This is a genomic window from Pseudobacteroides sp., assembly GCF_036567765.1.
GTDB lineage: Bacteria > Bacillota > Clostridia > Acetivibrionales > DSM-2933 > Pseudobacteroides.
Map to the genome: position 1 here is coordinate 78307 of NZ_DATCTU010000060.1, position 17076 is coordinate 95382.

17 protein-coding genes are annotated in these 17076 nt (G+C 38.3%); 12 read left to right on the plus strand and 5 right to left on the minus strand.

Features of this window, described 5'->3' with window-relative positions:
* Positions 1 to 138: 138 nt before the first annotated feature.
* From VIO64_RS09450 to VIO64_RS09465, 4 genes are all read left to right on the plus strand, one after another.
* A complete protein-coding gene (locus tag VIO64_RS09450) occupies positions 139 to 1053 on the plus strand; it encodes an ABC transporter ATP-binding protein (protein WP_331917489.1) in 915 nt (304 codons plus the stop codon).
* Entirely contained in the window at positions 1040 to 2053 is a 1014-nt protein-coding gene (locus VIO64_RS09455; protein ID WP_331917491.1) for an ABC transporter permease, read from the plus strand. The genes VIO64_RS09450 and VIO64_RS09455 overlap by 14 nt, the downstream gene beginning before the upstream one ends.
* Before the next feature lie 13 nt (positions 2054 to 2066).
* Positions 2067 to 2873 carry a GDSL-type esterase/lipase family protein gene (locus VIO64_RS09460; protein WP_331917493.1) on the plus strand — a complete coding sequence of 269 codons (807 nt, stop codon included), beginning with the start codon at positions 2067 to 2069 and terminating at the stop codon, positions 2871 to 2873.
* A gap of 204 nt (positions 2874 to 3077) precedes the next feature.
* Positions 3078 to 5720, plus strand: a complete 2643-nt coding sequence (locus VIO64_RS09465) for a right-handed parallel beta-helix repeat-containing protein (RefSeq protein WP_331917495.1) — start codon at positions 3078 to 3080, stop codon at positions 5718 to 5720.
* A 66-nt stretch (positions 5721 to 5786) separates the two neighbouring features.
* Here the strand turns inward: VIO64_RS09465 and VIO64_RS09470 are convergent, their stop codons facing one another.
* From VIO64_RS09470 to VIO64_RS09480, 3 genes are all read right to left on the minus strand, one after another.
* On the minus strand, positions 5787 to 7946 hold the full coding sequence (locus VIO64_RS09470; protein WP_331917497.1) for a substrate-binding domain-containing protein: 2160 nt from the start codon (positions 7944 to 7946) through the stop codon (positions 5787 to 5789).
* 160 nt (positions 7947 to 8106) lie between these two features.
* Positions 8107 to 8436, minus strand: coding sequence for a hypothetical protein (locus VIO64_RS09475; RefSeq protein ID WP_331917499.1), 330 nt, complete (start codon positions 8434 to 8436; stop codon positions 8107 to 8109).
* A 20-nt stretch (positions 8437 to 8456) separates the two neighbouring features.
* On the minus strand, positions 8457 to 8591 hold the full coding sequence (locus tag VIO64_RS09480; RefSeq protein ID WP_331917501.1) for a hypothetical protein: 135 nt from the start codon (positions 8589 to 8591) through the stop codon (positions 8457 to 8459).
* Between the two features lie 150 nt (positions 8592 to 8741).
* Here VIO64_RS09480 and VIO64_RS09485 point away from each other — a divergent pair, with 150 nt between their 5' ends.
* From VIO64_RS09485 to rbr, 5 genes are all read left to right on the plus strand, one after another.
* Positions 8742 to 10226, plus strand: coding sequence for a PstS family phosphate ABC transporter substrate-binding protein (locus VIO64_RS09485; RefSeq protein ID WP_331917502.1), 1485 nt, complete (start codon positions 8742 to 8744; stop codon positions 10224 to 10226).
* Positions 10227 to 10254: 28 nt separating this feature from the next.
* The gene (rlmD, locus tag VIO64_RS09490) at positions 10255 to 11598 is read left to right on the plus strand and encodes a 23S rRNA (uracil(1939)-C(5))-methyltransferase RlmD (protein ID WP_331917503.1); all 1344 of its coding nucleotides are present in this window, start codon (positions 10255 to 10257) and stop codon (positions 11596 to 11598) included.
* A 550-nt stretch (positions 11599 to 12148) separates the two neighbouring features.
* Positions 12149 to 12238, plus strand: coding sequence for a CooT family nickel-binding protein (locus VIO64_RS09495; protein ID WP_331917517.1), 90 nt, complete (start codon positions 12149 to 12151; stop codon positions 12236 to 12238).
* A 44-nt stretch (positions 12239 to 12282) separates the two neighbouring features.
* Entirely contained in the window at positions 12283 to 12834 is a 552-nt protein-coding gene (locus VIO64_RS09500; RefSeq protein WP_331917504.1) for a flavodoxin family protein, read from the plus strand.
* Positions 12835 to 13185: 351 nt separating this feature from the next.
* Positions 13186 to 14346, plus strand: a complete 1161-nt coding sequence (rbr, locus tag VIO64_RS09505; protein WP_331917505.1) for a rubrerythrin — start codon at positions 13186 to 13188, stop codon at positions 14344 to 14346.
* Between the two features lie 51 nt (positions 14347 to 14397).
* On the opposite strand, the gene VIO64_RS09510 is transcribed toward rbr, so the two are convergent.
* Complete coding sequence (locus VIO64_RS09510) at positions 14398 to 14601, minus strand: hypothetical protein (protein WP_331917519.1); 204 nt, start codon at positions 14599 to 14601, stop codon at positions 14398 to 14400.
* Between VIO64_RS09510 and VIO64_RS09515 the strand changes: the two genes are divergently transcribed.
* A complete protein-coding gene (locus VIO64_RS09515; RefSeq protein WP_331917507.1) occupies positions 14540 to 15157 on the plus strand; it encodes a GerAB/ArcD/ProY family transporter in 618 nt (205 codons plus the stop codon). The two genes, VIO64_RS09510 and VIO64_RS09515, sit on opposite strands and share 62 nt — an antisense overlap.
* A gap of 213 nt (positions 15158 to 15370) precedes the next feature.
* Positions 15371 to 15634: a hypothetical protein gene (locus tag VIO64_RS09520; protein WP_331917509.1), complete on the plus strand. Its 264-nt coding sequence runs from the start codon at positions 15371 to 15373 to the stop codon at positions 15632 to 15634.
* Here the strand turns inward: VIO64_RS09520 and VIO64_RS09525 are convergent.
* The gene (locus VIO64_RS09525) at positions 15628 to 15969 is read right to left on the minus strand and encodes a helix-turn-helix transcriptional regulator (protein ID WP_331917511.1); all 342 of its coding nucleotides are present in this window, start codon (positions 15967 to 15969) and stop codon (positions 15628 to 15630) included. The two genes, VIO64_RS09520 and VIO64_RS09525, sit on opposite strands and share 7 nt — an antisense overlap.
* A gap of 767 nt (positions 15970 to 16736) precedes the next feature.
* On the opposite strand from VIO64_RS09525, the gene VIO64_RS09530 reads away from it, so the two are divergent.
* Positions 16737 to 17076, plus strand: a 340-nt coding sequence (locus VIO64_RS09530; protein WP_331917513.1) for a hypothetical protein, incomplete at its 3' end; no start/stop codon positions are given.

The window sequence follows — 17076 nt, forward strand, 5'->3', positions numbered from 1 at the left end:
ATAGCCAACTGAAAATGTCAGCTTTGCATCAGCCCTTAATATGATTTATATCAGCAGTTTATGGGAATAAATATATATGTCTAAATGATGATATATGGTATAATTTATGGAAAAAATACTTTATGATGGCAGGTGACTATGGTGACACAGGTGCTGGAGCTTACGAATGTATCCAAGAGGTTTGGCAGTAAAGATATAGTGAAAGATGTCAATCTATCTGTATTTTCCTCGGAAATATTTGGTTTCTTAGGTCCCAATGGAGCAGGCAAGACCACTACCATTAGAATGATTGTTGGCCTTATAAAGCCAAGCAGCGGAGAGATAAGTATTTGCGGGTTTTCTCTCAAGGATGATTATAAAAGGGCCATGTCAAACGTAGGATGTATAATAGAAAGCCCTGACATGTATAAATATCTTACAGGTATGGAGAATTTGCAGCAGTTTGCAGCAATGGATAAGCGTATTACCAGGAAAAGAATTGATGAAGTGGTAGAAATGGTTGGGCTTACCAATCGAATAAATGACAAGGTCTCTACCTATTCCCTGGGTATGCGGCAAAGGCTTGGGATAGCACAGGCCATCATGGGGCGGCCCAAGCTGTTGATATTGGACGAGCCTACAAACGGTCTTGATCCGGCAGGAATCGCCGAGTTCAGGCATCTCATAAGGAGACTTGCATATGAGGAGGGAATGGCGGTTTTTATATCAAGCCATATACTGTCTGAGCTGCAGCTTGTTTGTGATACTGTTGCTATTGTAAGTAAGGGCAGAGTCGTAAAGTCTGTTAAGGTAAGCGAGATTGCGGGGGATGAGATTGTAGAGTGGCACTTGAATAATCCATCAAGAGCACTTCAAATACTTATGGAAAGATGGAATATAAATGGCGAGCAGACAAGGAAAAGCACTGTACGGGCAGGAACCGGAACGGTGCGTGTGGAAGATATTAATCAGGTGTTTTTCAGTGAGGGCTTAAAAATATCCTATTGTGAGTCCCATGGAAATTCACTGGAAGAGTTGTTTTTAAATCTAACTGAGGGTGATGAAATTGTATAATCTTGTACGAAATGAAGTTTATAAAATGATAGGTAAGAAAAGGCTCTATATTACTCTAGGCATTCTTGTTATAATTATTACTGCGTTTGCATATGGACAGTACCATTCACTTGATAGAACAAAGGAGAACCTCTCAAAGAGGATAGGTGTGGAGGCCACAAGTGATTGGAGAAATGTTTTGCAGCAGCAGCTTATTGACATAAAAAGAAGAATGGACAGCCCGTATTTAGATGATGAAAGAAGGGCTACAATGAGGGTCCGGGCTGAACAGATGCAGTTTTATCTTGATAAGGACATCAATCCTTTGGGTATTTCTGCAATAGTTTTTAGTACCAAGTTTATTGAACAGTCAATACCGATGCTTCTTTTACCCCTGTTAATGATAATACTATCTGCCGATATAGTGTCAGGTGAGCTGTCAGGGGGAACGGTGAAACTTCTTCTGGTAAGGGGTGTTTCCCGATGGAAGGTTTTGTTGAGTAAATATATTACCATATTACTGCTAGAGGCAGTGGTATTGTTTTTTGCACTTGTATTATCAATTGGGATATCGGGCCTTTTTTTCGGATATGGGGGATGGGCCACACCTGTAATAACAGGGTTTAAAGTTGTGGCTGGAAAGCTTGTTACTTCAGATGTTGTAAATGTTCCTCAATGGCAGTATTTGATGATGGTATATGGATTGGCTTATATTGTATCTGTAGTCGTAGGGTCTGTTTCCTTCATGATATCAACTCTGGTCAGAAGTACCGCGGCATCTATCGGTGTAGTGTTGGCAACACTTATGGGAGGGGCTCTTCTAAGCACTTTTTTGGAGGACTGGAAGCTTCCCCGCTATTTCTTTACCGCAAATCTGAGGCTTACAGACTATATTTCAGGATCACTTCATCCTATTGAGGGAATGAACATGACCTTTTCGTTAACTGTTTTAATAGCATGGATTGTTTTATCTATCGCAGTGAGCTTTGGATATTTTACTAGAAGGGATATTTTGGTATGAGAGGAGAACTAAGATGGCAAAAAAGATCTTGTGGTACAGTATTTTAATTATTTTTGTTATATCGCTTACATCTATTTGTGTAGGCTTTGTAATGGCTGTAAAGGTTTCCACAGGTCCCGTTGAAGAGGTTAGTAAGCCCATAACTCAGCAGTCCCCAGGAACAGGAGGGACTGCATCAAATGATCAGAAGAATGTAAAAATTCTTATCTTAGGAGACTCTATAGCCAAGGGTTCAGGTGATGAAACTGCCAGAGGCATTGGCGGATATTTGCCCGATAACCTTAAAAATTATACTGCAAAGGACATAGTTGTAAACAATCTGGGTATTGATGGGCTTAAGAGCGGGGAATTAGTGGAGCAACTGAAAAACGGGAGCTTGGACAATGAAATGCTGAGCTCTGATGTCATACTGATTTCCATAGGAGGAAATGACCTCAGAGAAATCCAGAGATTAAGCGGCATCGATAGGCAAAATGCATTCAGGCAAAAGCAGGATGCATACATTTCTATATTAAAGGAAGTCACGAAAAAGGTTCGAAGTACCAACAAAGATGCATTTCTAATATTTGTGGGATTGTACAATCCTTATGGTGATGAGAATAATGGTGATGAGGCACAGTTTATACACAGATGGAATTACAGCACCCAGTTGGTTTTTGCAGATGACGCAAGGGCTGCATTCATATCCACCTACGATTTGTTTAAGTTAAATGCAAGCCGCTTTATTTCGGCTGACAAGCTGCATCCCAATTCTGCAGGTTATCAGATGATAGCAAACCTAATATCAAGGAGCCTGGAAGACATAATGACCAAGATATAATATTCATATATAAGATTTTGTCCCACTATCATAAAAAATTGTCCGTTTACCCCAATGTGTCACAATAAATATAATATTGCTATCGTACTTTATAGTATAGAGAATATTTGTGTAAAGGAGGTTTGCGGCAAATAATTTTTATGTCTGGAGGTTTTATTCCAAAATATATAAAAACCGAAGGGTTTATATTGGGAGGGTAAGTTAATGTATAAAAAAAGCTTATTAAGAAAAATACTTATTGGCTGTATAATGGTATCATTGTTTTGTTCACAAGTATTTTTAACTGGTACAGGCTCCTCTGCAGCTGAGGTGAGTGGACAGGTTAATTTTGATTTAATTGGTTTTGCAACATTGAATGGAGGAACAACAGGCGGTACTGGAGGAAAGGAAGTTATAATAACCAGTCTTACTCAAGCTAATGACCTTTTAAATGCCCGTAAGAAGGCAAATGATACATCACCGCTCATCATGAAGGTAGACGGGAAAATAAGCGGTGCAGGAAAAATTGATATTAAAGAAGTAAAAAACATCTCTGTTATAGGTGTTGGAGCAAGAGGTGAGTTGGAAGGTATTGGATTGAATATCTACAAATCCAGCAATATTATAGTCCGTAATCTAAAGATCCATCACACCTTGGCACCCATTGACGGGATAGGGATTGAAAGCAGCAATCATATTTGGGTTGACCATTGTGAAATCTACAATATGATCGGAGACTGTAACGGAGATGGTAAAATAGATGAAAAGGGAGATATTTCCGGGGGCGATGTGGACTGGTATGATGGGCTTCTTGATGCAAAGAGTACCAGTGAATACATCACAGTATCCTGGAATTATTTCCATGATGCATTCAAGACAAGCCTTGTAGGCTCGTCGGACAGTGACAACTATGACAGGAAAATTACTTTCCACCACAATTTCTATGAAAACTGCAAATCCCGTTTGCCTAGCTATAGGGGAGGCACAGGACATATATTCAACAACTATTATCTGGATATAAGCAGTTCGGCAATCAATTCCAGAGTAGGTGCCAAACTGCGTGTTGAGGGTAATGTTTTTGAAAACGTGGGTTCCGGTTCGGTTGACGGCACCACAGGATGTGCTGAGGGACCAATAGGTACATATTTTAGTGATGAAGTGGGTATGTGGGATGTTAAGGACAATCAGTTTATAAACTGTAAGGGAAATCAGCCAACCACATCCACATGCAGCTTTACTCCGCCATATGATTACTCAAGGGTATTAGATACTGCAAGCAGTGTTAAGGCAATGGTACTGCAGTATGCAGGTATAGGCAAAATAGAAGGAACTGCTACATCAACAGCTACACTTAAGCCGACCGCTACACCAACTGCAAAAGTATCGCCAACTTCGACCAACAGTAAGGCATTCGCAGTATCGGGCTATATTAAGCCTGATATGAATGTAAACTCTGATGATCTAAGAAGCGGGTTCAAGGTAGAAATACAGGGGGTTGGCAGTGCCACTACCGATTCCAACGGTTATTTTACATTGGCAAACGTTCCCCAAGGCTCAACCTATACGGTGAAAGTCAGCAAAGCATCATATTTGACCAGGGAAATCAGAAATGTCAATGTCTCAGGAAGCATTCAGATAGGTTCACAGACCTCACCTGTATTGATTGGGGCAGGTGATATAAATATGGATAACACTATAAACATGACCGATATAATCCAAATTGCAAAGGGATTTAATGCTTCTAAGGATAGTTCTTCCTATAATGAAGCATTTGATTTGAACTTGGACGGAGCTGTAAACATGTCAGATATAATTATTATAGCTGCATATTTCGGCAAAACAATAAATGATTACCCTCAAAATGTTACCATAGTTACAACCGCAGACCCAACTGCTTCTGCAACGCCAATACCTACAGCAACTAAAGCACCCACTGCCACAAAGGCATCTACAGCAAGCCCGACACCAACGCCGATCGGTATCACATCTGCAACGCCTGCCAGCGGAGATATAATTGTTGAGCCAAACGGTTCTGTAACCCTTGCTCAAGCAATAGCAAGCATTCAGCCGGGCAAGACGATCTTCTTAAAAAGCGGTACTTACAATTTGTCTACCACAATAGTTATAGCAGAGGGTAATAACGGAAGTGCAGGAAACATGAAGAAGATTTTGGCATATGGAAGTGATAAGCCGGTGCTCAACTTTTCGGCTATGAGCGAAAATTCTTCGAACAGAGGGATTGTGCTTGCTGCAAACTACTGGCATATTAAGGGCATAACTATTCAGAATGCAGGGGATAATGGAATGCTCCTTGCAGGGAACAACAATATTATTGAGGGATGTTTATTCAGGCTGAACCATGATACAGGACTTCAGCTATCAAGATACAACTCAAATTATAACACAATAGACAAGTGGCCAAGTAACAACCTTATATTGGACTGTGTTTCAACGGAGAATAAGGATTCCACACTGGAAAATGCCGATGGGTTTGCTGCAAAGCTTACAAGCGGTAACGGAAATGTATTTAGAAACTGTAAAGCATTGTACAACTGCGATGACGGGTGGGACTTATACACAAAATCTGATACTGGGGCTATTGGAGTTGTTACCATGGAAAACTGTGAAGCATCAGGAAACGGAAAAGAAACTAACGGAACTGTAACCGGCGGAGATGGAAACGGTTATAAGCTTGGTGACGACACTGCTTCGGTTCCTCATGTTCTTAAAAACTGTGTTGCAAATAACAACTATAAGCATGGCTTTACCGGTAACGGTAACCCTGCTGCAATAATTATGACAAACTGCACCGGTACAGGAAACGGACAAAAGCTCTTTGATAGGCTGACCAACGCAATATTCAATTAAGGCATGATTAAACAATTAAAAAACCTGGCTTTTTGCAGCCGGGTTTTTTGTGTTTGTTTAATTTTTTTATTTGTCAAGTGGGATTGTTATATTAAACACCGTTCCGCTGCCTGGCTGGCTTTCGCAGCTAATACTTCCTCCAAATTCCTGGGTGATTATGTTGTAGACTATATTAAGTCCCAAGCCGATGCTGCCATGTCCTCTCTTTGTAGTGAAAAACGGATCGAATATTTTTGTCAGGTAGCTTTTTTCAATCCCAGATCCATTATCAGAGTAAGTTATAGACAAAATATTGTTTTGGGAGGTGAATTCCATGCATATATTCCCTTTTCTTCCATCGGGAAAAGCATGAATTATGGAGTTCTCAAGGAGGCTGGTTATGATTTTGATTAATCTATTGGGGTAAGTCGATACAGAGAGATTGTGGGGACATTCTATACTGATGCTTACATTTTTCCTGGATAATGTTGGAGGCAGTAATGCCCATATATTACCGACGAAGCTCTCAAGGTTAATTTTAACTTTATCCTCATTAGAACGGTTTACAGCAATCTCTTTAAATCTGCTGACAAGGCCGGATGACCTTTGCAGATTTGACATAAGAATTTTACTGGTTTCAATACAAGCTTCCAGGTATACCTGGAGGTCTTTACGGCTTAACTTTTGTGATTGAAACTGTTCCATGATTTTATTGGAATTCTGTTCAAGAAATGAAGCAGCTGTTAAGCTTACGCCTAGTGGAGTATTAATTTCATGTGCAACTCCTGACACAACGCCTACAAGTGACGCCATCTTTTCTGTTTGAACCAGTTGTTCCTGAGTCTCACGAAGGGTATCCAGTGTCTTTTGGAGGGTTAATAGATTGTCACTGGACTCAATGCTTGCCATCTCTCGGTCCAAAGCAATACCGAAGAGATTGAATATTGTGCTGGAGATGTCATAGGCAAACAGTGTACTTGCATTGTTAAATGGGCTGATATATACTATAGCACCCCAATTCCTTGCCATTGTCGATAAGGGAAGTATCCATACTATGTCGTCGGGACCGATATTATCCAGGTCGGGTATTATATCAGGGTTTGGAAACCGCTCAATAGGACATGATAAGTTTGGAGGGGTAACATCTTCCTTTTTGGAATTGGATAGATGCTCAATACTGAGTAAGCCGTTGTTTGCATAGTCTTCGTCAAATTGTCCGAAGCAAAGCCATGAGTAATCCCCCACCACTTGGGGCAAAAGCTTTTTTATTCCTCCAAGATCCATTGAAAAAAGCTCGGTGCCGAGATTATAGTTTCTGGACAGCATATCTTCAACGCACTTTATTATTGTATCCTTCGTTTTTAAATTTTCTATGGTAGGAACTTCTTCAACGGTTTTATTGCAGCCGCAAGACTCTCTCAAAATGATATCGGATCTTATGAAAACTGTTTTGTTTGTTGAGGCCTTACCCTTCAATATGCCAATTAAAGTATCTGCTCCTGTCGTGCCAAGTTTTTTTATATTTTGATGAAAGCTGGATAAGCTAGGGATATGACTTTTGGCATATAATATGTCATCATACCCTATGACCGCAACGTCTTCGGGAATTCGGAGACCTGCTTCCTTAAAAGTATTCATTGTTCCAATTGCTATAAAGTCATTGGCACAAAAAACAGCAGAGAAAGATGTGCCGCTCTGTAATAGCTTGGCAGCCGTTATCTTTCCGGATTCTATCAATGCATCTTTATCGGTATCAAATACAAGTTTATCATCAAAGGGTATCCCATTTTTCTTTAAAGCAAGCTTGTACCCATCAAACCTTTCCACCATATCAAGCAGTTCAAACCAGCCGATAAAGGCTATTCTTGTATGTCCATGATCAATAAGGTGTTGAGTTATGGTTTCTCCACCATAATGGCTGTCATCCTGAATTATATTGCAGCTATATTTTTTAGGGTCAAAGTTAATAAGAACTACAGGTTTGTCAGAATTCAAAATTGTATTGAGATACTCATCATCAGCTCCTTGCGAAAGAACTATCCACCCATCCATATTTTTAGAAGCCAGGGGGTAAAAGATAGATTGTCTTTTCAAATCGGAGTTGAACTTGTACATCATAAAAGTATTAATTACATACATATTGGCATTTGCTTTTTTTAAAGATTCATGGATGCTCTTTAGTAAAGTTCCGAAATAAGATGCTTCCGTACGATGAGTAATCACACCTATATTTAATCTTGGTAGCATTTTATACCCTTTCTAATCAAAATGTTAGTTAGACAGGCATTGGCAGAGCATAATGACCGTTGCTTTAATAAAATATCGGCTTCGTAGGTTTAATTCTTAAGTGTTAAGTAATTTTTTTACTTTTTTATTATAGCAAATAAAGACTATTATGTGAATAAACTCACAATCTTCCAAGCATTGCTTTTACAACTTCATCAAAAGGCATGGAGCCAATTTCATCGAGCATCTTTTCCAACTCTGTCTTTTGCTTTAACGAACCGGACAATAAGATTTCTATTCTTTGATCCTTGCCTATAAGGAGTGAATCAACATCCAAAACACCACCTATAATTCCTGCTATGACCAGTGCCTGTGAGGGTGTTATGTTAATTTTATTCCCGTTGCTCTGGCAGTTTTTTTTATTCTTGTCTGAATTATTACCAGGGGCATCACTACTAAAGCTTCTCATGACATCCTTTAGAATCCTGTTCAAATTTTCCGGTGCAAACACAGGAATGCCCCCCTTATTTCTTATGCCAAAAAAACGGTTGAAGTTGTATCTTCAGGTGTATTGGGAGATTCTCCTAATCCTGCAACAAAAACTATAAAAATAAGTGAGGCTATCCCTAGTAAAAGAAAGTGTTGTTTTTCTTCGGATATAACCATGACAATTATCTCCCAAAGTATTTATCATTAGTAGTATATTAATGTTGTTTGGAAATGTGATTGTCTTCTTCTTGTATAAACAAATAATCTGGTATAATAGTGTGTGAAATGTAAAAAAGTTCATTAACTAAATTTTATTGGGGTGAAAAAATGAGCGATATTTATAACGAAAAAGATTCTGAAATAGTCAGTTCGGTAGATAATATGGGCAATTTGGATGGGTATAGACAGAGCAAAGTCATGTCTACAATATCACTTTGCTTTATATTTGCACTGGCATACTTTGTTTTTGAATGTTTGTTCTTTGCTGTTATTAGTACTACATACTTGGTAGAAATGATAAATAGTAACCTTGAAGGGCTTATTGATAGTCTGAGTGATGCAGGTTTGTTACTGCTAGCTATCTTATATTGCTTTATTATATTTTCGCCGCTGGGTTTCTTTGGTTTTATTATGGCAAAGAGAATCAGCAGGAGTTTGGTGAGACAGATAATAATAATATTGCCTATAGTTATTGTGGGCATTTTGTTGTGGTATACCGGCTACTCAAGCTCAAGTAGGAATATAAATGATTTACAATGGATTCTATACTATTTATATGCAATGTGGGGAATGACTATTATTAGTGGGCTTGAGGATTATGTGTCCAATCCTGGAATCCTTGTATATTTAAGTCTGGCAGCAGTTATAATTCCATGCATGGCATTCCTTATAGGCGTTTGGGCAGATAAATATCTTACAAGATATGTCACCAGAAATAAGATAAAACTGGTTGCAGTAGGTATTCCCTTTATTTTGGTTTTGTGTATTTTTGCAACCGTATTGATTCCAAAGGCAACAATGTTTACCGCCTATACCTATCCTAGGGTTGATGGAGCTACTGCTGCCATTCCTTTTGGCAAGGTCCTTATTAAAGAACTGGCGGGAGCCAGCAAAAGGAAGGCCAACAAGGTGAGCTTCAGTACAACACATGACGCATATGTGAATCTCATAGAGAAAAAAGCAGATATTATATTTGTTGCTGGTCCCTCAGACGAAGAGTTGAAACTGGCGGAGCAAAACAATGTAAAGATGAAGCTGACTCCGATTGGAAGGGATGCATTTATATTTCTGGTACATAAGGATAACCCTGTGAATGACCTGACGATAAAGCAGATCCAGGATATTTACTCTGGAAAGGTTACTAACTGGAAGCAGGTCGGAGGAGCGGATAATGAGATGCTGGCTTACCAGAGGGAAAAAAACTCAGGCAGCCAGACCTTTATGGAAAACAAGGTAATGAAAGGGATAAGTTTTGCTGAGGCACCAACTGAAAAGAAACCGGACAGCATGGGAGGGCTTATTGATGCGGTTGCGGACTATAAGAATGCCAAAAACTCAATAGGGTATTCCTTTTATTACTTTGCAAACGAAATGCATAAGAGGGAAAGTGTTAAGTTTTTGTCCATTGAGGGAATTGAGTGCAATAAAGAGAATATTACAAGCAAGAAATACCCATTTACAGCAGTTCTGTACGCTGTAACAAGAGAGGGAGAGGCTCCTGACAGCTCAGCCAGCAAAATGCTTCAATGGATTTTAGGTGACGAAGGCACACAGGCAATAGAAGAGGGCGGCTTTGTGCCCATGAGCAAATAAAGACGAGAATGCTTGAAAGGTAACATATATGTTAACTATAGGAGAATTGTACACCTTTGATATACTTGGCTTGACTCAGGATGGCTGTGGTATAGGCATGGTGGGAGATTCAAAGATATTTATAGACGGAGTACTCCTGGGAGAGAAGGTAGCGGGAATTATAACTAAAATAGAGCCGGGCTATGCAGCAGCCAGGCTCTTTGAGATTATTGAATCAAAAGGAGATAGAATACCACCATTATGCCGGTATTTCAACCGGTGCGGAGGGTGCTCCCTTCAATTTATCCCATATGATCAGCAGCTCACAGTGAAAAGGGATATTGTGAAGGAGGCTGCAGTCAGAATCGCTGGCCTTGATGCCAGGCTTGTAAAGGAGGCTATTGGTTCTGAGGACATACTCTACTACCGGAACAAGGCACAGTACCCCGCCCAACATTCCGAGGGAAAGTGGAAGGTGGGGTTTTATAAATCAAGATCCAGAGAGGTTATTGATTTGGATTTCTGTTTTTTGCAGCATAAATTAAGTAACGATGTAAGAAAGGCTGTCAGGATTTATCTTGATGAATTAGGGCAAAATGAACAATTCATAGAGAGAAAGGCTGCAATACACCATATTGTGACTCGTGTGAGCCATAGTACCTGTGATGTAATGGTTATCCTGGTTACGGCATTAAATGAGCTGCCATATGTTGAAAGGCTAATTGAAAAGTTAACTGATAAAGTGCCTAAACTAAAAAGTTTATACATAAATCATAACGAAAAGGGTACAAGCCAGGTTATGGGGGAGAAAAACACGTTAATATTTGGTGAAGAAAAAATAATTGATTCCATAGGCTCCTTCAACTTTGTTATTTCGCCATTATCTTTCTTCCAGGTAAATCCAACACAGACTAGAGTTTTATATGATAAAGTCCGTGAATTTGCAGGTCTAGTAGGCCGGGAAGCGGTTTTGGACCTTTACTGCGGAACAGGCACCATTTCCATTTATCTATCGGAGGCAGCCGGAATGGTTATTGGGGTGGAGGGAGTAGAGGAAGCTGTAAAAGATGCCGAGATAAATGCCAGGATAAACCGGGTGAAAAATGTAGAGTTTATTTGTGGCCGGGTTGAGCATGTAGTTGGAAAAATCTGTGACAGTGTAGATGTTGTAATAGTTGATCCTCCGAGAAAAGGATGCAAAAAGGAAGTGCTTGATGCAATGGTAAGGATTAACCCCGCCCGGATTGTATATGTATCATGCAACCCCTCAACCATGGCTGCCGATGTGAAATATCTGTCTCAGAAGGGGTACGGTGTAAGTGTAATCCAGCCGATCGATATGTTCCCACATACTGCACATGTTGAGACAGTTACATTACTAAGAAAAGTGTGAAAATGCCTGTAAGACTCCATATATAAGGATTGCAGGTGATTTGATGTGTGAAAAAGGCGTCTGAATATCATAACATTTATAAATGAAGGATTGGCATTGTAGAATTGCAAAATCATAATCCGAAGATCGTAGGTACAAATTACTCGCCTCCACCCGTGGAGTGCCTGGTAGGACTGAAAAGGAAACACAGTTGAAAACCTTATAAATAGAGAGTTTTGGGTGTAGGAATAAATGTATATGTTTCCCTATATAAACGGAGAAAACACCCTATTGTTGTGAAATGAATACTAATGTAAAATAGATTTGAGGTGTTTGTAAGTTTGTATTGATAAGAAGAGGGTCCTGATGGACAATATACTATATACTACATTTCATGATCCTGAAGAGGCGTCTGGTAAGATGTTTTATTAAATGCTTTTTGATATAATAGTATGGTACCAGAAGTTTGTAGTGGGGGAATAACATGAGAATTGCAGTTTTAGATGGGCAGGGCGGCGGCATGGGAAAGGCCATGGTGGAAAAGCTTTTACTGGAGTAGGTAGACAAAATCATACCTGTTAATGGCATGGTTGAGCTTGAGAATATTTTTAACCAGCGAAAGATTGTAAAAGCCAAGATAAAGGAAATGGTACTTCTGTAGCACAGGATTGTGCTGGAGGAATAAGAAAAATAAAGGAGTATTCTATGGCTAAGGTAATAGGAATAGTAGGAAGTCCAAGAAGGGGAGGAAATACAAGTGCTATTGTGAACCAGGTATTAAAGGGTGCTGAAGCATCTGGTGCTGAGATAAAAATATATTATTTAAATGAGTTTGAAATCAAGGGCTGCCAAAGCTGTATGTACTGCAGAAAGAATGATAGCTGTAGTCTAAAGGATGATATGCAGACAATCTTTGAGGATATGAAAAGTGCCGATGCCGTGATTTTGGGAAGTCCCATATATATTCATCAAGTATCAGGTCAAATGAAGATTTTTATGGACAGACTGTATCCATTCACCAATGAAAAGCATACGCCTAGATTCGGCATCAAAAAACTGGTTATGGTTTATACTCAGGCGGCACCTTTTGAGTTGTTCTTCAGGAACTATATAAGGTACCTCAGAAAGGCATTTGCGGCTATGGGATTAAAGCACTTTGCTGATATACGAGCGACAAAATGTTTTGAGCCAAATGCAGCTAAAAATAACCAAAGACTTATGTGCAAAGCATTTGCAATGGGTAAAAAAATAATATAATTAATATAAACAAATATTGGTTTTTACTTTGAATTAATGGCAATAGGTATGATGGGGAGGGCAAAAAAGTGAATACCAAGTTTAAAATTTTAAGGACTATTAATGGCCACCAGCTTGTCTAGCATGATAAATGTACTGGAGTAAAAGCCTCAACAAGCATACTTGAAAAGCTGTTATCATTAGGGTTGCTGCCTGTAAATGAAGTTGAAGAGATATTAATAAATCAGCATTCTCGCTTTGAAAAGAATTGTGTATTGCTTAGTCAGTAAATCTAATAAAGTCAATGCAGTTAAAACATGATAAAATGTTATGTGTTACTTGAATTTAAAGTTTGAACTAAGGAGGTGGAATATGGATAACAAAGCACTTTTTAATATTGGTTATGGTCTTTATGTTTTGACAGCAAGGGATGGAGACACAGATAACGGGTGTATTATCAATACGGTTATGCAGGTTGCAAGCAATCCTATTTTAATTGCCATAGGAGTCAACAAGCAAAATTTCACTCATGATATAATTTTGAAAACGAAGGAATTCAACATTTCTGTTTTGACAAAAGGCACACCTTTTAAGGTCTTCGAGCATTTCGGTTATCAATCGGGCCGAACAGTTAATAAATTTGACAATTGTTCTACTAAATTAAGAAGTGAAAATGGGATTGTATATATGTCTGAATACATTAACTCTGGTCTTTTCTGTAAAGTCTTAGAGATGATTGATTTTGGCACGCATACCATGTTTAAAGCTGAAGTAATGGATGCTAATATATTGGCAGACGATGAAACTTTAACGTATACTTATTATCAAAAGTATATAAAACCAAAACCACAAGAAGCACATAAGACAGGTTGGCAATGCAATATGTGTGGATATGTCTATGAGGGCGAGATTTTATCGGTGGATTATACATGCCCAATATGTAAGCATGGAGCAGCTGATTTTACGAAATTATTAAATGAAGAAAAAGGAGCCATTAAAATGAATATCAAAGGAACAAAGACAGAGAAAAATCTGGCAGCAGCATTTGCTGGCGAATCCCAGGCAAGAAATAAATATACCTACTTTGCGTCTGTTGCAAAAAAGGAAGGCTATGAACAAATAGCTGCAATTTTTGAAGCAACTGCTAATAATGAAAAAGAGCATGCGAAACTTTGGTTTAAAGCTCTCGGTGAACTTGGTGACACTGCGGCTAATTTGCTTCATGCAGCTGAAGGCGAAAACTACGAGTGGACAGATATGTATGAAGGCTTCGCAAAGGATGCAGAAGAAGAAGGCTTTACTGCTCTTGCTGCTCAATTCAGAATGGTTGCAAAAATTGAGAAGGCTCACGAGGAAAGATACCGTGCACTTCTTAAAAATGTAGAAATGCAAAAAGTATTTGAAAAAGCAGATGAAACCATGTGGGAGTGCAGGAACTGTGGGCATCTTGTAATGGGTAAAAAAGCTCCTGAGGTTTGTCCTGTTTGTGTGCATCCAAAAAGCTTTTTTGAAGTGAGAACAGAAAATTATTAATTGAAAAAAGTATATTCATTATTTTGATAGAAATCCTCAAAAGTTTTGTTATCAAGACTTTGAGGATTTTTGTTTTGCTGTAATTCTTAATGAAAACTTCATGCTGACAGGTTTTTTTGGCACGCATAGGCTTTGCAGGAAAGCAGCATCTGTCATGAGAAAGTAGGGCAATGGCATTATCATCAATATCAGCTTGCTGGCAAGACTCATTCTCATTCCGTTCAAAGCCTTCTGCAGTGCCAGCAAATTTGCCATACCGCCCATTATTCAAAGTGCTTTTGGTGTCATAAGCACAATTTTAGGAGATTCTGTAGTTTTTTTAATGATACTGCCTTATACAAATAATGAAAAAGGTAGACTTAAGGCTATAACTGCTGGAATCTTGGTGCTTTTTCCATTATTGATGCTAATCGTGGTCAGAAATCTAATTGTAATCGGACCTGTACTTATTGATCACTTCACTTATCCAGCACATATTGCTTCACAATTAATACCAGGAACTAGTATTGACCCTTTGGTTGATGTAAACCTATCATTAGGTGGTGGCTTCAAGGTTACAGTGTTTCTTTATGCAGCGGCAAAGACGACAGCAGAGCTATTTAAGCTAGATAGCTATGAACCTTTGGTATCTGCATTTGCCGTTCTTTTTATTGTTCTTGCCTTTTGGATTGTTCCAGATGCAATAACTCTTACAAAGTGGACTGGAAGTATTGCTGGCAATGTATTAACAATTCCGTTTCATATAGTTTTACCGCTAACTATGTTAATCATATCTATTATCAAACGACCAAAAGAAAATAAGAGCCATTGAGCCATTGTTTGTTGTTGTCAATAAAAAAAGAAGTAACACTTTTGGGAAAGAAATTTACTTACCTAACATTTGGTAGTATTTTTACGTATAATTCAAAAACCAATAAAAATACAGTTAATATCGCTGTTTCCGTTTAGCTAATGGGGATTATCAGGGCATTTCGAGGCATAAAAGTGTCCCTCCCAAAAAATAAAACCATGAAGGCCTCATTTTTTGGAACCAGGAGGAGTAGAAGTTTATTATCCTCATCAAGATGACTCAGGAGTGAAAAAGAACAAAATCAGTTTTGATTTGTCAAAGGCTCTGGCCGATATTACAAGAATTGCCGTAATATTAACCGAGGATCAGGGTGCCGGGTTTATCAAAGTTCAAAACCTTAAGGCCAGTGTGTATAGAACCCCTTATAACTGTAAATTGTTTATTGAGATTCGGGTGTTATTAGCAATACAAAAGAAAAAGGAAAGACTCTGTCAATAATCTTTCCACTTTGTAATAAGGTCAAGAAACTCAAGTACAGCCTTTTGCTCATTTTCATTCATTGCATTTATACGGTTAATAATGAATGGTACAGTGGTGTTCAAGGTGTTTTTTGACACAGGCTGTATATGTCTAAAAATTTCTTCAAGGCTTATCTCAAGTGCTGAAGCAATCTTTGAAAGGCTCTCTAATGTTATATTCTTTTCTCCCCTCTCTATTGCTCCAACAAAAGTACGATTCAGGTTTGCTCTATGTGCGAGTTCTTCCTGACTCCAATTGTTATTTTTGCGTAGTTGTTTTATGCGTTCTCCTATTATTTTACCAATTTCATTCATCGTACCACCTCTATAAAAACGGTAGTACGCATTCAAAAAGATGGCAACATACAAAGATAGGCATATGTTAAAAATGTCTATTATAGAGATTGACAAGCAAATCGAAATGATGTAAGCTTATCTGGTATGGAGATAAAACCTATGGAATTTATTTGGAATTTAAGATTCGGGGCATATTAAAATGGTTTGGCAATCTTATGATTTAAGAAGTAATTTGTTTTTATTGGGGTAATGGAAGCGTTGGCACTCATATTATTTGTTTGTGATAGGAAAGAAGTGATAAAAAGCTTACAAAGAAGGAAAAGGAAACCATTAAAAGAAGATAGCTGAAGAATGGTTCCAATAAATCCACTACTCATTTCAACTTAACGATAAAATAGCCATAAATAACTTGTATACAGGCAAACACTATGTTAACATCACAACATCTCAATGAACCGGTTCCTGTAAGATTAAGTATATGAGGTAAATGACAGCATATTGTGTGATACCGCAATAAAATTGTTAGATTCCGCAAAAGATATTTGCGGAAATTAACAGGGGTTTTTCGGTGACATAAAAAGTAAAATGTGTTATATTGATTCATGTAAAAAGATATAAAGTAGTTAGATGTTTTAATTTGCATATAAACTATTTTCCATGCGTCAATAATTATAGGCATTGACCATATATGGATGTTTATATACAATATGATATTGTCACCTAAACAATATTATTAGCATTAACATTAATTTTAATTGTTTTCTAAAGTAAAGGAGGAGTTTTTTGTGGGAGTAAGGAAGTTTATTTCAGTCCTGCTTATTTTTGTGCTCATGACTGAAATAATATTGGGGGCTTCATCGGCATATGGTTTGGACATGCCTTTCAAAGAGGTCGTAACAAAAGAAATTGACACGGCTTCGCAAGATGCTGAAGCATCGGAGCTTTCGAGGAAAATAAGCGAATATATTACAAATGAAAGTCTGACAGCAGAAAAGAAGGACAACGCTGTAATAAAACCAAGCGAGGAAAATAGTGCAAGCAATGAAAGTATTGAGGATGTTTGGGATAAACCAAATAAAGAAATTGCAGACATGCCTGTTTCAAGCTTGCTTAATCTTAATGCAC